The following is a 21,784-nucleotide window of genomic DNA, read 5'->3' on the forward strand; positions in this document are numbered from 1 at the left end:
GCACCGCACCCGGGACCGCAAGGGCGCCCGGGCCGTCTGGTTCGCCGGGCTCTCGGCGCTCGCCCCGGCGCCCTCGACCCCGTTCTCGCTCACCAGCCTGATCCTCGGCGTCACCTCCGTCTTCTTCGGACTGACCGTGATCGCTCCGGCCGCGGGCCTCGTCTTCGGCATCCTGGGCCTGCGGAGGGAGCCGACCGGCCGCACGCTCTCGATCTGGGGCATCGTGCTCAACTCCGTCATGCTCGGCCTCGTCCTGCTGTTCGCGATCGCCGTGCTCGTCGTGGTCGTGCTCGTTCCGCTCGCGGCCCTCGCGTCGGGCAGCGACTACCGCTGATCCGCCGCTTCCCGCGTCCCGCGCCTCCTGTCCGCTCCGGCGGCGGGAGGCGCGGTCGTTCCGCGCCCGCCGAGCGGACGCTCCGCGCCCGCGTCCGCCGCCGCCCCGTGCCCCGGCGATAGGCTGGCCGCGCAGTTCGCGAGCCCCCTGCACCCTCCGGGGCCGCACGACGACAGCAACGGAGCTGGACGTGACCCTCGAACCGAGCACCCTCCCCGACCGCGACCCGGAAGGCAGAGCCCTGGACGACACCGAGACCCCCGCCACGCGCACCGAGAGCGACTCCCTCGGCTCGATGGAGATCCCCGCCGAGGCCTACTGGGGCATCCACACGGCGCGGGCCCTCGACAACTTCCCGATCTCGAAGCGCCCCATCTCGATCTACCCCGATCTCGTCCGGTCCCTCGCCACGGTCAAGCTCGCGGCCGCCCGGGCGAACACCGAGCTCGGCAGCCTCGCCCCCGCCAAGGCCGAGCTGATCGACGCCGCGTGCCGCCGCATCATCGACGGCGAGTTCCACGACCAGTTCGTGGTCGGCGTGATCCAGGGCGGCGCCGGCACCTCGACGAACATGAACGCGAACGAGGTCGTCGCCAACGTCGCACTCGAGATCGGCGGCTTCGAGCGGGGCGACTACGCCCACCTGCACCCGCTCGACGACGTCAACCGCAGCCAGTCCACCAACGACGTCTACCCGACCGCGATCAAGATCGCGATGACCTGGTCGCTGCGCCGCCTGCTCGACGAGCTGGCGCTGCTGCGCGAGTCGTTCTCCCGCAAGGCGGTCGAGTTCGGAAGCGTCCTGAAGGTCGGCCGCACGCAGCTGCAGGACGCGGTGCCGATGACGCTCGGCCAGGAGTTCCACGGCTTCGCGACGACCCTCGGCGAGGACCACGCCCGCCTCTCCGAGACCATCTGGCTGCTCGCCGAGGTCAACATCGGAGCCACCGCGATCGGCACCGGCATCACCGCCGATCCGCGCTACGGCGCAGCCGCGGTCCGCCACCTCAACGAGATCACCGACCTCGACCTCGAGATGGCGCAGGACCTCGTCGAGGCGACGAGCGACACCGGCGTCTTCATGTCGTTCTCGAGCGCGCTCAAGCGCTCCGCGATCAAGCTGTCCAAGATCTGCAACGACCTGAGGCTCCTCTCCTCGGGCCCTCAGGCCGGCTTCGGCGAGATCAACCTGCCTCCGCGCCAGGCGGGATCCAGCATCATGCCCGGCAAGGTGAACCCGGTCATCCCCGAGGTGGTCAACCAGGTCGCCTACTCGGTGGCCGGGGCCGACGTCACGGTCACGATGGCGGCCGAGGCGGGTCAGCTCCAGCTCAACGCCTTCGAGCCGGTGATCGCGCACTCGCTGCTGCAGAGCATCACCTGGATGACGCAGGCCTGCAGGACGCTCCGCGAAAACTGCATCGACGGCATCACCGCGAACGTCGACCGGCTCGAGGCCATGGTCGCCTCCTCGGTCGGGGTCGTGACGGCGCTCACGCCGAGCATCGGCTACACCGCGTCCGCCGCCCTCGCGAAGGCCGCCCTCGCGACCGGCCGCAACATCGCCGACCTCGTCGTCGAGGCGGGGCTCATGTCCCGCGAGGAGGTCATGCGGCTGATCTCGCCGGCGCGGCTCTCGGGCATCGAGGCGATGACCGCGGCGCTCCCGATCATCGACCCCGCGCCGGAGGCGTGACCGCGGCCGCGAGGCGCGCCCCGGCGTAGCTGCGCCAGGGCGCCCAGCGGCGCCCGGCCTCGGCCAGCCCGCGTTCGCCGGCGGGCAGGCCGAGCGCCGCCGCGCCCCGCCGGAGCACGGGATCCCCTGTGAGCAGGACGTCCGGATCTCCGGTCGCCCGCTGCGCCACCTCGGCCGCCGTGGCCGCGTCGATCCCGGGGACCGCCAGCAGCTGCTCGGCGAGCTCCTCCCGGTCGGCGTCGAGCCGCAGGGCTCCCTCGGCGAGCAGCGTGCAGGTCCGCACCAGCACGTCGGCGGATCCGCGGAGCACGTCGGCGGCGTGCTCGGCGATCACCGCGGGGGAGGGGAAGGCGCGTGCGATCGATCCGCTCGCCACGGACTCCGGGAGCGTCGCGCCGAGCGCCGCGACCAGCCGTGCGGCCTCCCGCCGGCCGAGCAGCGCGCGCACCAGCGTCTCGGCCGGATCGACGGAGCCGGGCACGCGGACACCGGGGCGGGCGGCGACGCTCGGAGCGAGTGCGGGATCGGCCGCGAGGGCCTCGTCCACGGCGCGGGCGTCCGCGTCCAGGTCGAGCAGCCGCCTCACCCGGGCGACCAGCGGCCCGACGTCGGCGACGGAGACGAGCGTCGCGCTGCAGCGGACGCTCTCCCCGTCCGCCGCCAGCCGGATCAGCGCCGCGCCCCCGGGCAGGACGAGCGAGCGCGCGTAGCCGCCGGGGGACGCCTCCTCGATGCCCGGGAGCGCGGTGCCGCCGAGCACGTCGAGCACCCCGGGATCGAACGGAGCCCGCACTGCCAGCCGGAGCTCCAGCGTGGTCGCGCCGTCGTGGACGCTCGCCTCGGAGCGCGTGCCGCGGGCCGAGGCGCGCAGGGCCGTCGGGGTCCGCTCGTACACCTCCGCCAGGGTCGCGTTGAACTGCCGGATGCTCGTGAAGCCGGCGGCGAAGGCGACGTCGGACACGGGCAGGTCGGTGCTCGTGAGCAGGAGCCGGGCGGTCTGGGCGCGCTGGGCGCGAGCGAGGGCCAGCGGAGGCGCGCCCAGCTCCTCGCGCAGGATGCGGCCGAGGTGGCGCGCGCCGTAGCCGAGCCGGGCGGCCAGCCCCTCGACCCCCTCGCGGTCGACCACTCCGTCGGCGATCAAACGCATGGCGCGCGCCGCCGTGTCGTCGCGCAGGTTCCACTCGGGGGAGCCGGGGACGGCGTCCGGCAGGCAGCGCTTGCAGGCGCGGAGCCCCGCCTCGTGCGCGGCGGCGGCCGTCGGGTAGAAGCGCACGTTCGCGCGCCGCGGCGTGATGGCGGGGCAGCTCGGACGGCAGTAGATGCCGGTGGAGTGCACGCCGGTCAGGAACCGCCCGTCGAACCGGGAGTCGCGGGAGGCGACGGCGCGGTAGCGCTCCTCGAAGAGCGGATCGGAGTCGGGCACGCCTCGAGCCTCGCACGCGGCGACGTCGAGCAGGAGCGGGAATCGGACACGGGCGTCCGCACCCCGGCCCTCCTCCACGCGCCCGGCGCGTGTCAACCGCCGACAGCGCACCCCGCCCGTGCCCTACTGTCGGCCCCATGAGCGCCTATCCGCCGCCCGCACCGCCCGCCACCGCCCGCCCCTCCGTCGTGCCGACCGTGCTCGGCTCGATCGGCGTGGCGCTCCTCGGGATCCTGCTGCTGCTCGTGCTCGCCTACGTGGTCCTCGGACTCGGCGTCAGCGCCGCGGGGATCTGCGCGGTCATCGCCCTCGTCCCGCTGACCGTGGTTCTGCTGGGCGTCCGCTGGGTCGACCGGTGGGAGCCGGAGCCCGCGCTGGGCCTGTGGTTCGCGTTCCTCTGGGGTGCGGCCGGATCCGTCGCGATCGCGCTCCTGGTCGACCTCGGCGTGCAGATCGCCGTCTACGCGTCCGGGCAGCAGCCGAGCGGATCCGACTTCGTCGGCGCCGTGATCCAGGCGCCGCTGGTCGAGGAGACGGCCAAGGGGATCGGCGTCCTCCTCGTCCTGCTGATCTGGCGCCGGACCTTCGACGGACCCGTCGACGGCATCGTCTACGCGGCCGTCGTCGCCTCCGGGTTCGCCTTCGTCGAGAACATCCTCTACTTCGGCAGCGCGCTGGTGGAGGGCGGTCTCGGCTCGCTCGCCGTGACCTTCTTCCTCCGTGGGGTGCTCTCGCCCTTCGCGCACGTGCTCTTCACCGCCTGCACGGGCGCGGCCCTCGGCTTCGCCTCGAACCGGCCCGCCGTTGCGCGGCTGCCCATCGCCCTGCTCGGGCTGGCGCTCGCCGCGTTCCTGCACGCGCTCTGGAACGGCTCGTCGTTCCTGGTGTCCGACTGGTTCGGCTTCTACGGCGTGGTCCAGGTGCCGCTGTTCGCGGTCGCCGTGGTCGTGGTGGTGCTGCTGCGCCGGCAGGAGCGGCGCGTGACGCTCCAGCGGCTCGACGACTACGCCGTCGCCGGCTGGCTCTCGCCGGCCGAGGTGCGGATGATCGGCACCGCGGAGGGGCGCCGCACCGCCGCCCGCTGGGCCCGGAGCGCGGGAGGGGACCGGCCGCGGGCGATGCGGGACTTCCTCCGCTCGGCGACGCGGCTCGCGCACCACCGGCAGCACCTCCTGCTCGGCCGCGGCGGACGCACCGGAGCGGTCGACGAGCAGGTCCTGCTCGACGAGCTCGTCGCCCGCCGGGCGGTGCTCACCCGCTGAGCCGGGGCCGCCCCCGCTCAGCCCCGGCGCGCTAGGCGGAGGCGCTGCGCACGCGGCGCTCGCCGGCCGTCACGGGCACGCCGAGCCGGTTCTGCGCGGGCGGCAGCGGGCAGTTGTAGTGGGGCGAGAAGCCGCACGGCGGGATGTAGGCCCGGTTGAAGTCCAGGAGCACCGGACCGGGGGTGCCCGCGTCGGCCGCGCCGCCGATCCGCTGCACGACGAGGAAGCGGCCGACGGGGTAGCTCGCGAGCTCCGGGTCGTCGCTGCGGTTGGTCGGATCGCCGAACGGGACGAGGAGCGTGCCGCCGTCGTCGAACGCCGCGACCGTGTACTCGCGGGCGCGCCCGTCGTCCACGAGCGAGAAGGTGATGTCGCCGGGCACGACGAGCTCGCGGGTGGCGCCGTTGTCGCGCAGGTGCTCGAACGGGACGGTGCGGTCCTCGGCGACCGGCTCGAACCACGCCTCGAGCACCCAGGCGGCGTCGAACGGGAAGGTCTCGATGGCGTCGAAGGAGCGGATGCCGTCGGAGGCCGCGTCCCAGACGCGGTAGCCGTACTCCGGCTCGCCGGTGTCGAGGTTCTCGCGGCGCATCCGCGTCAGGGTCGCCGAGGGGCCGTAGCCGGCCAGCGCCTGCTCGTCGTCGATGCTCTCGGCGGGCTCGAGCCAGCGCGTCTCGACGAGGGCGAGATCGCCCCGGGGTCCGGTGACGCGCTCGACGCGTCGGGCGAGCCACGACTCCCAGCCGGCGCGCGCCGACTCCGTGAGGTCGATCGAGGCGCGGGAGGGGGCGGTGACGCTGCTGCTCGGAGTGGCCATGGAGCGTGCAACGCGGGGCCGTCCGGTTCTCTTCCCGGTCGATGACCGGACGGCGGACGGCTCCCGCGAGAAAGAGCTCGACGCCCTGCGGCAGCGGCAGGGCCGGCTGCTCGGACGGGGCGTCGAGCTCTTCGTGAGAGAGAGGATGCTCCTCCGCGGCGCCGAGCGCAAGAGGCATCCGGATCCCGCTGTCGGGACGGGCCGCTTCGGATCGCTCGGTAGACTGGACCGCCTGTTTTCCCGCGGCCCCCGGAGCGCATCCCGCGCCTCCCGGCCCGCGGCGGCGGACCCTCGGAAGGCGGACGATGACGGACGGCAGCACTGTGCAGGCCACCGAGCTCTCTCGGGAGCGCGACTACGTGGCGGCGCTCTACGCCCGCCTCGACGAGCTGATCGCCCAGGCCCGCGAGGCTCTGGACACCGTTCGCATCGAGAGCGTCGGCGGCAACCACCAGAGCCGCTCCGAGCGCGACGCGTACGCGCGGCTCTACGAGGACCGCATCCGCTCGCTCACCGGCGCCGACGACCGGCTCGCCTTCGGCCGGCTGACGCTCGCGGACGCCGACGCCGAGCACCGCTACATCGGCCGGATCGGCCTGAGGGACGAGGAGCAGGACACGCTGCTGCTCGACTGGCGCGCCCCGCAGTCGGCCGCGTTCTACCAGGCCACCGCCGCCCGGCCGATGGGGACGCGCGCCCGGCGCCACCTCACCACTCGGGGCCGCGAGGTCCTCCGCTTCGAGGACGAGGTCTTCGACGAGGAGCTGCTGCGCGAGGGCACCGTGCTGCAGGGCGAGGGCGCGCTCATGGCGGCCCTCGGTGCGCAGCGCACCGGCCGGATGCACGACATCGTCGCGACCATCCAGAGCGAGCAGGACCGCATCATCCGGTCCGAGCTGCGCGGCGTGCTCGTCGTGCAGGGCGGGCCGGGCACCGGCAAGACCGCCGTCGCCCTGCACCGGGCCGCCTACCTCCTGTACTCCTACCGAGACCGCATCGCCTCCTCCGGCGTGCTCGTGGTCGGCCCCTCACGCTCCTTCCTCCGCTACATCGAGGCGGTGCTGCCCTCGCTCGGTGAGACGGGCGTCGTCCTCTCGACGCTCGGCCAGCTCTACCCGGGCCTCGACCTCGTCGAGGAGGACGTGCCCGCGGTCGCCCGCGTGAAGGGCTCGGCGCGGATGGCGGAGCTGCTCAAGCGCGCGGTCCGCTCCCGCCAGACCGTCCCGGCCGAGACCCAGGTGCTCGACGTCAACGGCGAGAAGCTCCGTCTGGAGCCGCAGGACGTGGAGCGCGCGATCACCCGGGCGCGCGACACCCGCAAGCCGCACAACGAGGCGCGCGTCTCCTTCGTCAAGACGCTGCTCTCGCAGCTCACCCGCCAGCTCGCCGATCAGCTGCGGAGCCACGGCAGCACGGTCGACGAGGCCGACGAGGCGGTGCTGCGCGAGGACGTGCGGACCGCCCACGACGTCCGCGTCGCTCTCAACACCGCGTGGATCCCGCTGACCCCCGAGAAGCTGCTGCAGGACCTCTACGCCCGTCCGAACTGGTTCGCGACGCTCACGCCGCGCTGGAACGCCGCGCAGCGCTCCCTCCTCCGCCGCGACCGCGACGCTCCGTTCACGGTCTCCGACGTACCGCTGCTCGACGAGGCCGCGGAGCTGCTCGGCGCCTACGACGACCACGCCGACGCCTCGAAGAAGGCCGAGAAGGAGCAGCGCAAGCGCGACGTCGAGAACGCGGAGGCCGCCATCCGCAACATGGGCGTCGACGGCCTCGTCAATGCCAAGGACCTCGCGGCCGGCTTCGCCGAGCGCTCGGTGCTCGGCACCACCGCCGAGCGGGCCGCGGCCGACCGCACCTGGACCTACGGGCACGTCGTGGTCGACGAGGCGCAGGAGCTCTCGCCGATGCAGTGGCGGGTGCTGCTGCGCCGCTGCCCGATGCGCTCGTTCACGATCGTGGGCGACGTCGCGCAGGCGTCCGGCGCCTCCGCCGCCTCGAGCTGGGACGCCGCGCTCCGCGACACCTTCGGCCGCCAGGGCCGGGGAGTGGAGGCGGCGCCGTGGCGCCTGGAGGAGCTGACGGTCAACTACCGCACGCCCGCGCAGATCGTCGCCTTCGCCGAGCGGACGGCGCGCGAGAACGGGCTGGAGATCACGCCGGGGGAGGCCGTGCGCTCCACCGAGTGGCCGGTGCAGACGATCCGCGACCGCGGCGACGCGAGCCTCGCCGAGCGGGTGCTGGGGGCCGTCGTCGAGGACCGGGCGATCGAGGCGGAGGGGACGCTCGCGGTCATCGCGCCCGACGACGACCTCGCCCCGATCGCCGAGCGCCTCGAGGAGCGGTTCGGCCGGGAGGTGGGCCGCGGAGCGACCGGGCTCGACCGCGCGATCGCCGTGCTGTCGACGAACGACGCCAAGGGGCTCGAGTTCGACTCCGTGATCATCGCCCGGCCGCGCCTCATCGCGCAGACCGGCGAGCGCGGCGCCGCATCGCTTTACGTCGCGATGACCCGGCCGACGCAGCGCCTCACGCTCGTGGAGTGAGTGCTCGCAGCCCGCTCCCAGACTCCGCTCCCGAGCGCCGTAGGATCGAGGCATGAGCAGCGAGAACCTGACCAAGCCCGAGGTCGACGCCCCTGAGGGCCCGGCCCCCGACACCCTCGTCGTCGAGGACATCGTCGTCGGCGACGGCGCCGAGGCGCAGCCCGGCTCGACCGTCGAGGTCCACTACCTCGGCGTCGAGTACGACACCGGCGAGGAGTTCGACTCCTCCTGGAGCCGCGACCAGTCGATCAACTTCCCCCTCAACAACCTCATCCGCGCCTGGCAGCAGGGCATCCCGGGGATGAAGGTCGGCGGCCGCCGCAAGCTGATCTGCCCGCCCGCGCTGGCGTACGGCCCGGCCGGTGGAGGGCACCCGCTCTCCGGCAAGACCCTGATCTTCGTGATCGACCTGCTCGGCACCGAGTAGCTCCGAGCACACGACGAAGGCGCAGCTCCTAACGGGGCTGCGCCTTCTTCACGCGGTCGACCAGCTCGCGCCAGGCTCCGTCGAGCTCGGTCTCGCCGAGGCGGACATGGTGCGTCTGCACACGGATCTCGTAGACGAAGCGGTCGGCCCGGCCGGGGGACTCGCCGTCGGCGGCGTCCCAGGGGAGCGAGCCGAGCAGGTCGCGCCAGGCGCGCTCGTCGGGCTGCTGCTCGACGTCGACCCGCCACACCCGGCGGAGGCCGGCGACTCCGCCGCTGCGCGACACGATGACGTCCATGCGCGCGATGCTACCCGCCTCCGCCCTCGAGCGGACCGGCTCAGGCGGACAGCGTCACGCCGACCGTCGTCCAGCCGGTGCGCACGGCGGCCTCGACCTCGGAGCCGGATCCGTAGCGCTCGGCGGCGGCCCGCACGGTGAGCGCCGCGAACGCCTCGAAGTCGGCCGTCGCGGTGAGGACGCCCCCGGTCAGCACGTCGTACCAGACCTGCCCAGCGCGCTCCCACGCCTTCCCGCCGAGGGTCGTCGCCGCCACGGCGAACGCGCGGTTGGGGATCCCCGAGTTGATGTGCACTCCGCCGTTGTCGTCGTCGGTCTCGACGTAGTCGGCCATCGAGCCCGGCTGCGGGTCGGAGCCGAGGACGTCGTCGTCGTAGGCGGTGCCGGGGGCGATCATCGACCGCAGGGCCGTGCCCTGCACCTCGTCGGTGAAGAGCCCCTCGCCGATCAGCCAGCTCGCCTCGTCGGCGCTCTGGCCCGCGCCGTACTGCTCCAGCAGGGCTCCGAACACGTCCGAGACCGACTCGTTGAGCGCTCCGGACTGGCCGCGGTAGACGAGGTTCGCCGTGTACTCGGTGATGCCGTGGGCGAGCTCGTGGCCGATCACGCTCTGCGAGACGGTGAAGCGGCGGAACACCTGGCCGTCCCCGTCGCCGAAGACCATCCGCGAGCCGTCCCAGAAGGCGTTGTCGTAGTCGTCGCCGAAGTGCACGGTCGCGTCGAGCGGGAGCCAGGCGTCGTCGATCGAGTCGCGGCCGTACGCACCCTGCAGGAAGGCCGACATCGCGCCGAGGCCGTCGTACGCCTCGTCGACGGCCGCGTCCCCCGTGGCCGCCTCGCCCTCGCGGCGGACGACCGTGCCGGGCAGGGTCTCCTCGGTCCGCGCGTCCGCGATGGTGCGCTGGAGGGACTGCACGCGGGTGCGCGGCGAGGACGTCGCGGCGGCGGTCGGCGCCCCGCGGTCGGGCGCGGGCTCTCCGGGCCGGACGCGCCGGAACGGCACGTCCTGCTCGAGCGAGCGGCTCGCGGCCCGCGCGGCCCGGGCGAAGGCCGGATCGTCGAGGCGGGCGATGCGGACGAGGAGGTACGGCGGCACGACGGTTCGTCTCATGCCCCGATCCTGGCACCGACGTCCGACACGGTCCCGGGCTCGCCCGGCGGGCCCGCATGCGGTAGCGCCGAGCGGTAGCGTGAGCGCGACGAGCGGTTTCCAGCGATCCGGGGCCAGGCCCCGAGGACGACGAGGGCGGACATGGGCATCATCACGCGGGGCTTCTTCGGCAAGAGGGAGACGGACCCGGACCTCCCGCCGGGCCAGCACCTCGAGAACGGCTTCCCCGTCCTCTCGATCGGGCCCACCCCGAACATCCACGAGTGGGCCTTCTCCATCGACGGCGGCCCCGCGGGCGTCCGCCGCTGGAACCGGGAGGAGTTCGACGCGCTTCCGCACGAGGACGTGCACACCGACATCCACTGCGTGACCCGGTGGTCGAAGCTCGGCACCAGCTGGCGCGGCGTCTCGGTCGACACGCTGCTGGAGGGCCTGGAGACGGACGCCGGCTTCGTCATGGCGCAGAGCTTCGGCGGCTACACGACGAACCTCCCGCTCGCCGAGATCCGAGGCGGCAGGGCCTGGGTCGTCACCGAGTTCGAGGGGAAGCCCCTCGCGGCCGAGCACGGCGGCCCCGCCCGGCTCCTGGTGCCGCACCTCTACTTCTGGAAGAGCGCGAAGTGGGTGCGGACGCTCCTTCTGATGCCCGGCGACGAGCCCGGCTTCTGGGAGCAGAACGGCTACCACATGCACGGGGACCCCTGGAAAGAGGAGCGCTACTGGTGATGTGGACGGAGGCGGTGGCCGAGTCGGTCGCGCCGCTCACGCCCACGTCGCGCCTCCTGGTGCTCCGCGTGCCCGGGTGGCCGGGCCACCTGGCGGGGCAGCACCTCGACGTGCGCCTCACCGCGCCAGACGGCTACCAGGCGAGCCGCTCCTACTCGATCGGCGCCCCGGCCGACGGGGAGCGGGTCGAGCTCGCGGTCGAGCGGCTGGACGACGGGGAGGTCTCCCCGTACCTGGTCGACGGCCTCGAAGCGGGCGACCGGCTCGAGATCCGCGGTCCGATCGGCGGCTGGTTCGTCTGGCGTCCGGAGCAGGCGGAGCCGGTGCAGCTGATCGCGGGCGGGAGCGGCGTGGTGCCGCTGATGGCGATGGCGCGCGAGCACGCCCGGTCCGGGAGCGCGGCGCGGATGCAGCTGCTCTACTCGGTCCGCTCGCCCGTCTTCGCCTACTACCGCGAGGAGCTGGCGGCGCTCGCCGAGCTGCCGGCCGCGACGGGCGGAGTCGCGGTGGACCACGTCTTCACCCGGGTGGCGCCGGCGGGAGCGGCGCGTCCGGCCGGCCGCGTCACTCCGGAGCTGCTCGCCGAGGCGGCTCTGCCGGCCTCGCTCGAGCCGACCGTCTACGTGTGCGGCCCGACCTCGTTCGTCGAGGCCGTCGCCACCGCCCTGGTCGAGCAGGGCCACGCGCCCGAGCGCGTCCGCACCGAGCGCTTCGGCGGCGCCTGACGCCATTCCCCGCGAGGCGCCGCGCCCCGGCGGCGCCCCGGGGGGAGGGATCACTCGAAGGAGACGGTGCGGTTCTCGCCGATGTCGGGCTGTCCGCCGGTGACGGCGGCCTTGAGGACCTTGAACAGCACGACCGGACGCGGCTCGTCGGTCGCCCACAGCTCGACGGTCTCGGCCTCGACGCGGATCAGCGCGACGGTCGGGTCGTCCTTGCCGTCGGGGAACCAGCCGGCGACGGCCGGGGACCACAGCTCGTCCACCTTCGCCGGGTCGTGCACGACGGTCGCCGAGCCGGCCACCGACAGGTAGCCCTTCTTCGACTCGAACGCGACGTTGACGCTCGGGTTCGCGCGGATGTCGTCGACCTTGGGCGACGGGTCCTGCGTGAAGAACCACAGTTCGCCGTCGAAGTCGATGTCCTGGGCCTTGAGCGGACGGCTGACGAGCTGCCCGGTGGCGTTGACGGTGGTGAGGAGCCCGATCCCGGCGCTCTTCACCATCTCGGTGATCTGCTCGCGGTCGTCGGAGTCGGCGGGAGTGATGTCGGTGTCGGTCATGGTGCCGACGCTACGCGGACCGTGCGCCGCCGCAAGGGGTGGCGACGCCTCCCCGCGCGTGTCTAGCGTCGAGGCATGGACACCGAATCGACGTACACCGCCATCCTCGACAGCGGAGCGGAGCAGGAGAGCATCCGCCTCGAGATGATCGACGGCTCCCCGCAGCGCTCCTTCACCCGCCTGGCCGACATCGACGGCGAGGAGGTCGAGGTGGTCTGGGAGCTGGAGCCCGACGACGACGGCTTCCACGTCTACCGCCCGGTGCGGGTCGAGGGCCGCGACGACGACAGCGGACTGGTCTCGGACGACCGGCTGACCGACGGCGGCGGCGCCGACGCGGCCTCCGGCGACTGATCCCCGGCGCGCCCGTCCGCCGGCCTGAGCCGAGCGGGCGGGCGCGCTGTCCCATCCGGCTCGAGGGAGACGCCCCTCCGCTCAGGCCGTCGGGTGCAGGGCGTCGTACCCACGGAACCCCGGTCGGAGTCGCAGCACCGCGGCGAGGATCGCGATGATCGCGAGCCCGCCCGCGAGCGGCGGCAGCCAGAGCAGCGCGAGCGAGGCGAGCAGTCCCGTGTAGAGGTCGCCGACCCGCGGGCCGCCCGTCACCACGACGATGAACACGCCCTGGAGCCGACCCCGCATGTTGTCGGGGACCGCGGTCTGCAGCATCGTCTGCCGGAAGATCGAGCTGACGTTGTCGGAGGCGCCCGCGCCGGCCAGGGCGACCGCCGCCAGCGCGATGAGCACCGCGTTCGGCGCCGACGCGTCGTGCTGCACGAATGCGGCACCGAGCAGGACCGCGCCGAACGCGACCACGAACGCTCCGTACACCTGGATCGAGCGGCCGATCGCGAGGCCCTGTCGGCGGACCCCGGTGAGCCGGCCGGAGAAGACGCCGCTGATCAGCGCCCCGACCGCGAACGCGGCCGTGAGGGCGCCCACCGTCACCGCGCCTCCGCCGAGCAGCACGGCGGCGGCGGCCGGGAAGACCACGCGCGGCTGTCCGAAGGTCATGGCCACGATGTCGACCAGGAAGGACATCCGGATGTTCGGGGCGCCCTTCAGGAAGCCCAGGCCGTAGCGGAGGGACTCCAGCCCCGGCCGCTGCCGCTCGCCCTCGGGCACGAGCGCCGGCAGCCCCGCGATGCCGAGAAACGCGGCGAGGAACAGCACGACGTCGATCGTGTACGTGATCGCGAAGCCGGAGGAGGCGACCAGCACGCCGGCGAGGGCGGGCCCCACGGTCACCTCGACTCCGCTCGCGATGCCGCCCAGCGCGGCGGCGGCGGGGACCAGCTCGGTGCGGAGCAGCCGCGGAGCCAGCGTCATCCGGGTGGTCACGATCACCGTCGTCGCCACCGCGTTCACGGCGGTGAGCACGTAGAGGGAGAGCGGGGTCTCGGCGCCGAGCCAGGCGAGGGCCGCGATCCCCGCGGTCGAGCCCCAGGCCACGACCGCGGCGAGCAGGAGCACCAGGCGGCGGTCGAACGCGTCGGCGAGCATCCCGCCGTAGAGGCCGGCGATCACGGTCGGGACCAGCGCCACCACGCCGACCAGCGCGACCGCGAGGGTCGATCCGGTGAGCTCGTAGATGTGCAGGCCGACCGCGACGATCGTCATCTGGCCGCCGATGCCCGAGACCACGTTGCCGGCCCAGAGCCGGGCGAAAGCCGGGGACTCGCGGAGGGGGGAGACGTCGAGGACGTGGCTGCGCCGGGGGGCGCGGGGGGTCTGGCTCACTCGCTCCATTCTGCTGACTCCGCCGCCCCGGCGGGCCGCGTCGCGCCGATCCGGGGGCTCAGGGGTCATCCCCTAGGGTGAGAGGCATGAGCACGTCATCCGACGGCGCGCCCGGGCGTCAGGGTCCTCCTGCCCCGCGAGCAGCCGGAGCCGCCCCCTCGCGACGCTCGATCCGCACCGCCGCCGAGGCGGGCGCGCGTCGCGCGGCGGCCGCCACGGGCGGTCGGCGCAGCTCCACGGGCGGCGTCCGCGCCGGAGCCGCTCGGACCGGTGCCACGGCCTCGGGAGCTCGCGGGTTCCTCCGCCGCTACGGAGCCGGGATCGTCTCGGTCCTCCTGGCCGTCCTCGCGGTCCCGCTGTCGTTCTTCGTCTGGTACGCCCTGATCTCGCTCGGCGCCTACCCGGGCGACCAGGCCGTCAGCGACCTGCTGGTCGGCGTGCTCTACACCGCGCTCGTGCACGCGGTCCTGCTCGCCGGGATCCTGCTCGCCGTCTCCACCCTCCGCGCCCGGCGTCGCGAGAAGCGCCCGCCGATCGCCGGCTGGATCGGCGTGGTCCTCAACGTCCTCGTGCTCGTCTACTGGCAGCTGCTGGTCTCGCCGTGGCTCGTCGTACTCTGGAACCGGGCCACCGGCTCCTGATACCGCCCTCCCTCTGGTAGAGTCGTCCGGTTGCCGTTCGACGGCCGCGGATCAAGAGAGCCCACGCATCAGGCGCCGGGCACCGCGCAACGAGAGAGAGGGGATCCCATATATGGCACTCGAAGCAGATGTCAAGAAGGCGATCATCGAAGAGTACGCGACCCACCCCGGTGACACCGGATCCCCCGAGGTGCAGGTGGCCGTCCTGACCAAGCGGATCAAGGACCTCACCGAGCACCTCAAGGAGCACAAGCACGACCACCACTCGCGTCGTGGTCTGCTGCTGCTCGTGGGTCAGCGTCGTCGACTCCTCGGCTACCTGTCGGATGTGGACATCAACCGCTACCGCTCGCTGATCGAGCGTCTCGGTCTGCGCCGCTAGCTCCTCCCGGAGCAGGGCGCGGTCTCGATGACACCGCGAACTTCTTGCCGAACGGGCCGTCCTCCTCGCGGAGGGCGGCCCGTTCGCGTTCCCGGGCGGACGAGGCGCGCGGCGCCGGTCAGGGCAGGGGAGCGGGGCGGTCGACCCCGCCCCACGAGTAGCCGCTCGAGGCCGAGAACCAGTCGGCCGCGGCCCGCTGGAGCGCCGTGTCCTCCTCGGGGCGGCCGGGAGCCTCCACGGCGTCGACGAGCCCGGGCAGGGCGATCCGCCAGGCCGCCGCGCTGCGCTGGGCGCGGCCCCAGTCGCGCGCGCACACCGGGTCCTCGGCCGCCGCGGCGAGAGCCCGCGGCGAGGTCACCCGCCAGCCGGTGTCCGACTCCGCGACCACGACCGCGCAGGTGAGCGCGGCGCCGCGGATGATGCTGTCGGGACCGGCGGAGGGGCCGATCGCCTGATCCTGAGCCGCGACCACCGCGGTGAGCGCGAGCTGCAGCCGGGTCGAGGGCTCGTCGGGCCGCGGTCGGATCCTCCCCTCGCCGGCGGAGACCGAGGCCGCCGATCCGGGTGCGAGGAGCAGCCCGGAGGAGGACTGCGACGCGTGCAGGCTCAGCAGACCCGTCACTCCGTCCGTCCCGCTCGTCACGCCCCGCACCGAGGAGTCGCCGAGACTCCAGACGACGGGGGTGCGGTTGTGGATCGTGAGGCGCCGGTGGTCCTCGTCGAGGCAGGCCACGAGGTGGCCGGCCGGCACGCCCGCTCCGCCCTCGAAGGCGGACGAGGCGGCCAGCAGCTCCCGGGCGTCGTCGCACTGGGCGGGGGCGTCGGAGGCGGCGGCGGCCTGGTCGGCGACCGGCGCCCAGGGGGCGAGGGAGCCGTGCACGCCCGCGACCGCCGCCGTGGTGAGCGCCGCGGCGGCGAGGAGGAGGACCACGCCGCGCCTGCCCATCCTCCGCACCTCCTGGTCGGAGGCTAGCCCGGCACGGGCGCTCGGGCCAGCGCCGCGAGGGGCCCTCGAAGCGTCCGGCAGGAATTCTTTCGAGGAATCTCAGACCGGGTGCATCCGAGGAGGCGCCTCGGGCGGAAGTAGTGGTGAAGGCCCTTCTCGACCACCCCCCGACCCCTCGCGGGTCCCATCGTGAAAGAGGAACACCGTGACCACCTCCCGCTTCTCCCGCAGCCTGCTCGCCGGTGCCTGCATCGGAACCCTGGCCGTCGTCGGCATCGCCGCCACGCCCGCCGCCGCCGCCGACGCCGACTCGGCCGACCTCTCGGTCCTGCACGCCGTCCCCGACACCCCGGTCGACGTCTACGTCGACGGCAAGCTGACGCTCGACGACTTCACCCCCGGCTCGCTCGCCGGCCCGCTCGACCTCCCCACCGGCACCTACAAGGTCGCCATCACGGCCTCCACCGCCGCGGACGCCAGCGCCCCCGTGATCGGCCCGATCGACATCAGCCTCGAGGCGGGGAAGAGCTACACCGTCGCGGCGCACCTCAAGCCCGACAACACCCCCACCGCGACCCTCTTCACCAACGACATCTCGAAGACCGCCGCGGGCGAGGGCCGGCTCACGGTCCGCCACATCGCCGCCGCTCCGGCCGTGGACATCCTCGCCGGAGGGTCGCCCGTCCTGACGAACGTGACGAACCCGAACGAGGGCGTGCTGAACCTCGCCCCGGCCACGATCTCGACCGTGGTCGCCGCGACCGGGACCACCGCGCCGGTCATCGGCCCGGCCGACGTGCAGGTCCAGGAGGGCGTGAACACGATCGTCTACGCCTGGGGCAGCCTGGAGAAGGGCAACCTCGCTCTCGCGACGCAGACCATCGACGGACTGCACTCCTCGCCGTCGGGCGTCCCCGCCGGTGAGGCCGGCCTCGCCGCGGACAACCGCCCCGACGCCGCCGCGGGCTGGTGGGGCGGAGCACTGCTCGCCGCCCTCGCCGCCGCCGGCGCCGTGCTGATCGGCCGCCGCACCGCCGCCTCGCGTCGCTGACCCGAGGAACCGACCGCCGGGTCGGCCGTGCTGGAGCGCGGCCGTCCCGGCACCCCCGACCACGACCCAGGAGGACGCCATGAGCCGGAGCCCCTTCCCTCTGCGCGTCCTCGCCGTGGTCGGGCTGATCGTGGCCGGTGCCGGTCTCGCCGGATGCGCGGCGCAGGAGTCCCGGGTGGAGCCCGCTCCCGCCGCCGTCTCCTCGGCGCCCCAGCAGCCGGTGCCGGCCACGGTCCCCTCCTCGCCCACGGCGGCCCCGCCGGAAGCGGTGCCGTCCGTCCCGGTGGCGGACGCCCGGCTCGGCGCGACCCCCGCCCCCACCGCGCTCGCTCCCGAGCGGCTCGTCGTCGAGGGGCTCCCCGTCGACATGGCCGTCGAGCCGGTCGGAGTCGCGGACGACGGCACGATGGAGCTCGTGCCCGACACGCAGGTCGCCGGCTGGTACCGCTTCGGCGCCGGCCTCGACGAGCCGGAGGGCACGGTCGTGATCGCCGCGCACGTCGACTCCCTCGCCTACGGCCTCGGGCCGTTCGTCGAGCTGAAGAAGGCGGTCCCGGGCCAGACCGTGACCCTCACCGGCGCGGACGGCGCGGAGAGCGCGTACACCGTCTCGACGGTGGAGACCACGGAGAAGACCACGGTCGACCTCTCGGCCGTGTTCGCCGCCGACGGACCGCCGCGGCTGGTCCTGATCACCTGCGGCGGCGACTTCGACTACGACACCCGCCACTACCTCAGCAACGTGGTGGTCACGGCCGTCCCGGCCGGCTGATCCGCCCGCCCGAGCCTCAGCGACGTACGATGAGCCTCGCAGCGCCGCACGCCCCCGGGCGGCAGCGCTCCCCGCAGCCCTGGAGGGATCCCCTGATCGAGACCATCGAGCCCGCCGACGGCGCCGAGGCCGACAGCGCTCTCGTGGCCCGGCTCGGCCGCCGCTTCGCCGCAGGGGAGGAGGCGGCGCTCGCCGAGGCGTACTCGCGCTGGTCGCCGCTGGTCTTCACGCTGGCGCTGCGCTCGCTCGGCGACCGCGGCGACGCGGAGGACGTGGTGCAGCGCGTGTTCGTCTCGGCCTGGACCTCGCGCTCGGGCTTCGACCCCGGACGGGCGGCTCTCGGAGCCTGGCTGGTCGGGATCTCCCGGAGGAGGATCGCGGACGCGCACGAGGCCCGGGCGCGCGAGCGGAGGCTCACCGAGGCCCTCGTCGCCGTCACCCCGGTCGAGGAGGGGGAGGCCCCTGTCGACCTCGAGGCGCGGATCCTGATCGCCGACGAGCTGGCCCGCCTGGATCCCGTCCCCCGGCGGGTGATCGGCCTCGCCTTCTACGAGGACCTCACCCACACCGAGATCGCCGAGCGCACCGGCCTGCCGCTCGGTACCGTCAAGAGCCACATCCGCCGCAGCCTCGACCGGCTCCGCTCCCGCCTGGAGGTGAGCAGCACATGACCCACCTCGATCCCGACGAGCTCGCCCTGCTCGCCCTCGGCGAGCACTCGAGCGACGCCGAGCAGGCCCACCTGCGCGACTGCCCCGACTGCGCCCGGCAGCTGGTCGAGCTCGGCCACGCCGCGGGCCTGGGCCGTGCGAGCCGTGCTGTCGAGCTGGAGGCGCCGCCCGCGATCGTCTGGGACCGCATCCGCGAGGAGCTCGCCCTCGGCGACCTCGGGCCCGGCGCCCTTCCGTCGTCGGCGGCTGCCGTGCCGCCTCCGCTCGCACTTCCCCGGGGACGGCACCGTCCCGCGCGCCGCCGCCGGCCCCGCGCTCTGAGCGCCGTTCTGGCAGCTCTCGGCGCGCTCGTCATCGGGGTCGCGGGCGGAGCCTGGTGGCAGGCCTCGCGGAGCGACGACACCGCCGCCGTCGTGGCGCGCGCTGATCTCGCCGCTCTCCCCGACTGGCAGGGAGCGAGCGGAACCGCCGAGCTGGAGGACGCCGACGGCACCCGCCGCCTGCACGTGCACCTCGATGCGCAGAGCGCGGACGACTCGTACCGGGAGGTCTGGCTCCTCGCCGCCGACGCCTCCGGGCTGGTCGGGCTCGGCGTGCTCGACGGGACCGACGGCGTCTTCGCCGTGCCCGATGACGTCGACCTCGCCGAGTTCCCGCTCGTGGACGTCTCCCAGGAGCCGTTCGACGACGACCCGGAGCACTCCGGCGACTCGATCGTCCGCGGCCCCCTGCGCGAGGGCTGAGGCCTAGGCCGAGCGCTCCGCCAGCACGGCCGTGAGCGCCTGCACCGCGGCGGAGGGGCGCGGCGCCGTGCAGACCGAGAGCTCCCAGACCAGCCCCGGCCAGTCGAGCGCGAGGGCCGTGACGCCCTCCAGCGGCTCGACGCCCGCGCGCGGCACGATCGCCGGACCCAGCCCCGCCTGCACGAAGCGGGGGATCCCCGGCAGATCGGCGACCTCGGTGGCCACCCGGCGCGACGCCCCGGCCTCGCGGAAGGCGAGGTCGACGGCGACCCTGTTGCCGAAGCCGGCGGGCGTGTCCACGAAGGTGAGCCCGTCGAGGTCCTGCGGGGAGGGCGGTCCCGCCGCGGCGAGCGGATGCGCGCTCGCCACCAGCAGGACGTAGTCGCTGCGCACGAGCCGCGTCACCGCCAGGCCCCGCAGCTGCGTCGCCGGCAGTGCCAGCAGAGCGGCGTCGAGCAGGCCGCGGCGCAGGTCCTCGGCGAGACCGGTGGAGCCGGTGGTCGAGGTGCGCAGGAGCAGGTCCACCAGCGGGTGCCGAGTGCGGAAGACGCCGAGCGCGCCGGGCAGGTCGACGAGGTCGAGGGCGGAGAAGGTGCCCACCCGCACCCGCCCGCGGAGCCCCGCCGCGTCGTCGGCCGCGAGCGAGCGCATCCGGTCGAGGCTGTCGATCGCCGATCGGGCCGAGGGCAGGAGCGCCTCGCCGACCGCGGTGAGCGCCACCCGCCGGGTCGAGCGGGCGAACAGCGGCGAGCCGAGCTCCTGCTCGAGCGAGCGGATGCTCGCCGAGAGGGTCGACTGCACGACGAACAGGCGCGCGGCCGCCCGAGTGAAGCTGAGCTCCTCGGCGACGGCGACGAAGGCGGCGAGCTGGCGGTCGTCCATCCGCCCATTATCCAGCAGGGACGATCAATCCAACCGAGATCCTCCGTTGGACACGGATGATGGGGCGGAGCACTGTGGACACCGTGACCACCACCGAGCGCTCCCTCCCGTCCGTCCACCGCCGCGAGCTCCCGCACCGCCACGGCTTCTGGGTGATCGCCGTCGCCTTCCTCACGGTGATGGCGTTCTCGACCGTGCCGACACCGCTCTACGCGATCTACCAGCAGCGCGACGGGTTCCCGGCCTTCGTCGTCACCGTGGTCTTCGCCGCGTACGCGGTCGGAGTCGTGGCGAGCCTCTTCCTCGCCGGGCACGTCAGCGACTGGCTCGGCCGCCGCCGGATCCTGCTCGCGTCGATCCTCGTCGAGGTCCTGGCGGCCGCCGTGTTCCTGCTCTGGCCGGACGTGCCCGGGCTGATCCTCGCCCGCCTGCTGACCGGGCTCGGCGTCGGCGCGCTCACCGCGACGGCCGCCGCCCACCTCTCGGAGCTGCGCGCCGTCGCCCGCCCGGAGGAGGGCCCCGGCACCTCCCGCGCCGTCTCCGCCCTCGTCAACATGGGCGGGCTGGCGCTCGGCCCGCTCGTCGGCGGGGTGTTCGCCGTGACGGTGCGCGAGCCCCTGGTCGTCCCGTACGCCGTGTTCCTCGTCCTCCTGGTCGTCCTCGGGATCGGCGTCGCGCTCGTCCCCGAGACGGTCGAGCGGCGCGAGGTCCTCCCGGCCTACCGTCCGCAGCGCCTGGCCGTGCCGGCCGCCTCCCGCGGCGTCTTCCTCTCGGCCGCGGTCGGCGCGTTCGCCGGGTTCGCCGTGTTCGGCCTCTTCACCTCGCTGGCGCCGACCTTCCTCGCCGGGCGCTTCGGCGAGACCTCCCACCTCGAGGCGGGCGCGGTCTCCTTCGGGGTCTTCGCCGCCGGAGCCGTCGCGCAGCTGGTCTCGATCCGGCTGTCCTCGCAGACGGCGCTCCGCCTCGCGGCCGTGGCGCTGACGGCCGGGCTGCTGCTGGTCGCGACCGGCGCCGTGATCGTCTCGGTGTCCGCCTTCATCATCGGCGGGGTGCTCGCGGGAGCGGGCGTGGGCCTGCTCTTCCGCCTGGCGCTCGGAGTCGCCGGCTCGCTCGCCACCGACGAGACCCGCGGCGAGGTGCTCGCGGCCGTGTTCCTCGCCGCCTATCTCGGCCTCGCGGTGCCGGTCCTGGCGATCGGTGCCGCGCTCGCGCTCCTGCCGGCCGTCCCGGTCCTGCTCGGCTTCGTCGCCGTCGTGCTCGTCCTGGTGCTCGCGGCGATCGCCCGGATGCGGCGCACCGCCTGACGCGAGCGGGGGAGGGGCCGCGCGCTGGACAATGGAGGCATGAAGCTCTTCCCGTTCGGACGCGGCGACGCGAACCCCCTCCCCTCCGACGACCGCGGCTCGGGCAAGCTCGACGACTACGACTACGAGCTGCGTCCGAAGTCGCGGCGCGGCGACACCCTCCTCCGCCTCGCCGACTCCCGGCCGCACCAGGACGAGATCGCGCGGGTGCTCGCCCTCGGCGAGGACGAGGTCACGGCCGTGATCCCGCGCCGCACCGCGGAGGAGGAGCGCGTGGACGCTCCGATGCCGGTCCGCCTGTTCGCGGCCCAGCGCCCCTCGGGGCTCGTCGGCCAGGTGCCGCGCGGTCTCGAGAACGTGGTCGAGGCCGCCCTCGCCCGGCTCTCGGAGGCGGGGAGGTCGCCCCGCGTGCCGGCCCGCATCGTGACGGTGAGGGGCGGGCTGCGCGTCGAGCTGCTGATGCACGAGACGCGGGGCTGACGGGCGGAGGGCCCGCCGGGTCGGCGCGGTCCATGGAGGAACCGCACCGCGGCTGATAGCATGAACCGGTTCCGAATCCGAAAGCGACCGCCGGTCGACCCAGGATTCGAGCCACGGAGCAGGCCGGCAGGAAGCTGGTCCTCGGTGGTGGAGTCCCGGACGGCGGCAGCGTGCGACAGAGCGCGGGCCGCCGCGGCACGAGTCGCAGGCGGCACGTCCCGCTCGCGGCACAGGTCGCGACAGCCCG

General features: G+C 74.2%; 24 protein-coding genes. 16 read left to right on the forward strand and 8 right to left on the reverse strand.

Annotated features, from left to right (window positions below; translation table 11 throughout):
• Both C5B93_RS17470 and C5B93_RS06130 read left to right on the forward strand, forming a co-directional pair.
• On the forward strand, positions 1-334 hold a 334-nt coding region (locus tag C5B93_RS17470), incomplete at its 5' end, for a hypothetical protein (RefSeq protein ID WP_219814027.1).
• Positions 335-575: 241 nt separating this feature from the next.
• Positions 576-2,030, forward strand: coding sequence for an aspartate ammonia-lyase (locus C5B93_RS06130; RefSeq protein ID WP_258062860.1), 1,455 nt, complete (start codon positions 576-578; stop codon positions 2,028-2,030).
• Here the strand turns inward: C5B93_RS06130 and C5B93_RS06135 are convergent.
• Positions 2,005-3,453 carry a DNA-3-methyladenine glycosylase 2 family protein gene (locus C5B93_RS06135; protein WP_181067784.1) on the reverse strand — a complete coding sequence of 483 codons (1,449 nt, stop codon included), beginning with the start codon at positions 3,451-3,453 and terminating at the stop codon, positions 2,005-2,007. The two genes, C5B93_RS06130 and C5B93_RS06135, sit on opposite strands and share 26 nt — an antisense overlap.
• Before the next feature lie 137 nt (positions 3,454-3,590).
• On the opposite strand from C5B93_RS06135, the gene C5B93_RS06140 reads away from it, so the two are divergent.
• Positions 3,591-4,715 carry a PrsW family intramembrane metalloprotease gene (locus C5B93_RS06140; RefSeq protein ID WP_104233243.1) on the forward strand — a complete coding sequence of 375 codons (1,125 nt, stop codon included), beginning with the start codon at positions 3,591-3,593 and terminating at the stop codon, positions 4,713-4,715.
• 31 nt (positions 4,716-4,746) lie between these two features.
• On the opposite strand, the gene C5B93_RS06145 is transcribed toward C5B93_RS06140, so the two are convergent.
• Complete coding sequence (locus C5B93_RS06145) at positions 4,747-5,532, reverse strand: DUF1684 domain-containing protein (RefSeq protein WP_104292034.1); 786 nt, start codon at positions 5,530-5,532, stop codon at positions 4,747-4,749.
• Between the two features lie 305 nt (positions 5,533-5,837).
• On the opposite strand from C5B93_RS06145, the gene C5B93_RS06150 reads away from it, so the two are divergent.
• Both C5B93_RS06150 and C5B93_RS06155 read left to right on the forward strand, forming a co-directional pair.
• Positions 5,838-8,081 (forward strand): UvrD-helicase domain-containing protein, encoded by a 2,244-nt coding sequence (locus C5B93_RS06150; protein WP_104292035.1) that lies wholly within the window; start codon positions 5,838-5,840, stop codon positions 8,079-8,081.
• A gap of 52 nt (positions 8,082-8,133) precedes the next feature.
• Positions 8,134-8,508 (forward strand): FKBP-type peptidyl-prolyl cis-trans isomerase, encoded by a 375-nt coding sequence (locus C5B93_RS06155; protein WP_104224823.1) that lies wholly within the window; start codon positions 8,134-8,136, stop codon positions 8,506-8,508.
• 28 nt (positions 8,509-8,536) lie between these two features.
• On the opposite strand, the gene C5B93_RS06160 is transcribed toward C5B93_RS06155, so the two are convergent.
• Positions 8,537-8,806: a protealysin inhibitor emfourin gene (locus tag C5B93_RS06160; RefSeq protein WP_104233246.1), complete on the reverse strand. Its 270-nt coding sequence runs from the start codon at positions 8,804-8,806 to the stop codon at positions 8,537-8,539.
• A gap of 40 nt (positions 8,807-8,846) precedes the next feature.
• Complete coding sequence (locus tag C5B93_RS06165) at positions 8,847-9,917, reverse strand: M4 family metallopeptidase (protein ID WP_104260613.1); 1,071 nt, start codon at positions 9,915-9,917, stop codon at positions 8,847-8,849.
• A 141-nt stretch (positions 9,918-10,058) separates the two neighbouring features.
• Here C5B93_RS06165 and C5B93_RS06170 point away from each other — a divergent pair, with 141 nt between their 5' ends.
• Together C5B93_RS06170 and C5B93_RS06175 are read left to right on the forward strand one after the other, a co-directional pair.
• Positions 10,059-10,643, forward strand: a complete 585-nt coding sequence (locus C5B93_RS06170; RefSeq protein WP_104292036.1) for a molybdopterin-dependent oxidoreductase — start codon at positions 10,059-10,061, stop codon at positions 10,641-10,643.
• On the forward strand, positions 10,643-11,368 hold the full coding sequence (locus C5B93_RS06175) for an FAD-binding oxidoreductase (RefSeq protein ID WP_104292037.1): 726 nt from the start codon (positions 10,643-10,645) through the stop codon (positions 11,366-11,368). Before C5B93_RS06170 ends, C5B93_RS06175 begins: the two co-directional genes overlap by 1 nt.
• Positions 11,369-11,418: 50 nt before the next feature.
• Here C5B93_RS06175 and C5B93_RS06180 read toward each other — a convergent pair whose 3' ends face one another.
• Complete coding sequence (locus tag C5B93_RS06180; RefSeq protein ID WP_104224818.1) at positions 11,419-11,925, reverse strand: pyridoxamine 5'-phosphate oxidase family protein; 507 nt, start codon at positions 11,923-11,925, stop codon at positions 11,419-11,421.
• A gap of 75 nt (positions 11,926-12,000) precedes the next feature.
• On the opposite strand from C5B93_RS06180, the gene C5B93_RS06185 reads away from it, so the two are divergent.
• The gene (locus tag C5B93_RS06185; protein ID WP_104224817.1) at positions 12,001-12,279 is read left to right on the forward strand and encodes a hypothetical protein; all 279 of its coding nucleotides are present in this window, start codon (positions 12,001-12,003) and stop codon (positions 12,277-12,279) included.
• A gap of 81 nt (positions 12,280-12,360) precedes the next feature.
• Here the strand turns inward: C5B93_RS06185 and C5B93_RS06190 are convergent, their stop codons facing one another.
• Positions 12,361-13,665, reverse strand: coding sequence for an MFS transporter (locus C5B93_RS06190; protein ID WP_258068160.1), 1,305 nt, complete (start codon positions 13,663-13,665; stop codon positions 12,361-12,363).
• A gap of 86 nt (positions 13,666-13,751) precedes the next feature.
• Here C5B93_RS06190 and C5B93_RS06195 point away from each other — a divergent pair, with 86 nt between their 5' ends.
• Both C5B93_RS06195 and rpsO read left to right on the forward strand, forming a co-directional pair.
• Entirely contained in the window at positions 13,752-14,306 is a 555-nt protein-coding gene (locus C5B93_RS06195) for a hypothetical protein (protein ID WP_104224815.1), read from the forward strand.
• 112 nt (positions 14,307-14,418) lie between these two features.
• Complete coding sequence (rpsO, locus tag C5B93_RS06200; RefSeq protein ID WP_068252328.1) at positions 14,419-14,688, forward strand: 30S ribosomal protein S15; 270 nt, start codon at positions 14,419-14,421, stop codon at positions 14,686-14,688.
• Positions 14,689-14,806: 118 nt separating this feature from the next.
• Here the strand turns inward: rpsO and C5B93_RS06205 are convergent, their stop codons facing one another.
• Entirely contained in the window at positions 14,807-15,634 is an 828-nt protein-coding gene (locus C5B93_RS06205) for a hypothetical protein (protein WP_104292039.1), read from the reverse strand.
• A gap of 205 nt (positions 15,635-15,839) precedes the next feature.
• Here C5B93_RS06205 and C5B93_RS06210 point away from each other — a divergent pair, with 205 nt between their 5' ends.
• From C5B93_RS06210 to C5B93_RS06225, 4 genes are all read left to right on the forward strand, one after another.
• A complete protein-coding gene (locus C5B93_RS06210; RefSeq protein WP_104224813.1) occupies positions 15,840-16,685 on the forward strand; it encodes a DUF4397 domain-containing protein in 846 nt (281 codons plus the stop codon).
• A gap of 79 nt (positions 16,686-16,764) precedes the next feature.
• Positions 16,765-17,457, forward strand: a complete 693-nt coding sequence (locus tag C5B93_RS06215; RefSeq protein WP_104292040.1) for a class F sortase — start codon at positions 16,765-16,767, stop codon at positions 17,455-17,457.
• Between the two features lie 29 nt (positions 17,458-17,486).
• Positions 17,487-18,128, forward strand: coding sequence for an RNA polymerase sigma factor (locus tag C5B93_RS06220; protein ID WP_104226288.1), 642 nt, complete (start codon positions 17,487-17,489; stop codon positions 18,126-18,128).
• Positions 18,125-18,871, forward strand: a complete 747-nt coding sequence (locus C5B93_RS06225) for an anti-sigma factor (RefSeq protein ID WP_104292041.1) — start codon at positions 18,125-18,127, stop codon at positions 18,869-18,871. The genes C5B93_RS06220 and C5B93_RS06225 overlap by 4 nt, the downstream gene beginning before the upstream one ends.
• A 3-nt stretch (positions 18,872-18,874) precedes the next feature.
• Here the strand turns inward: C5B93_RS06225 and C5B93_RS06230 are convergent, their stop codons facing one another.
• On the reverse strand, positions 18,875-19,753 hold the full coding sequence (locus C5B93_RS06230; RefSeq protein WP_104292042.1) for a LysR family transcriptional regulator: 879 nt from the start codon (positions 19,751-19,753) through the stop codon (positions 18,875-18,877).
• A gap of 83 nt (positions 19,754-19,836) precedes the next feature.
• Between C5B93_RS06230 and C5B93_RS06235 the strand changes: the two genes are divergently transcribed.
• Complete coding sequence (locus tag C5B93_RS06235) at positions 19,837-21,057, forward strand: MFS transporter (RefSeq protein ID WP_258068161.1); 1,221 nt, start codon at positions 19,837-19,839, stop codon at positions 21,055-21,057.
• 39 nt (positions 21,058-21,096) lie between these two features.
• The gene (locus C5B93_RS06240) at positions 21,097-21,537 is read left to right on the forward strand and encodes a hypothetical protein (protein ID WP_104226292.1); all 441 of its coding nucleotides are present in this window, start codon (positions 21,097-21,099) and stop codon (positions 21,535-21,537) included.
• Positions 21,538-21,784: the final 247 nt, after the last annotated feature.

The sequence above is a fragment of the Rathayibacter sp. AY1A2 genome (assembly GCF_002930935.1).
GTDB lineage: Bacteria > Actinomycetota > Actinomycetes > Actinomycetales > Microbacteriaceae > Rathayibacter.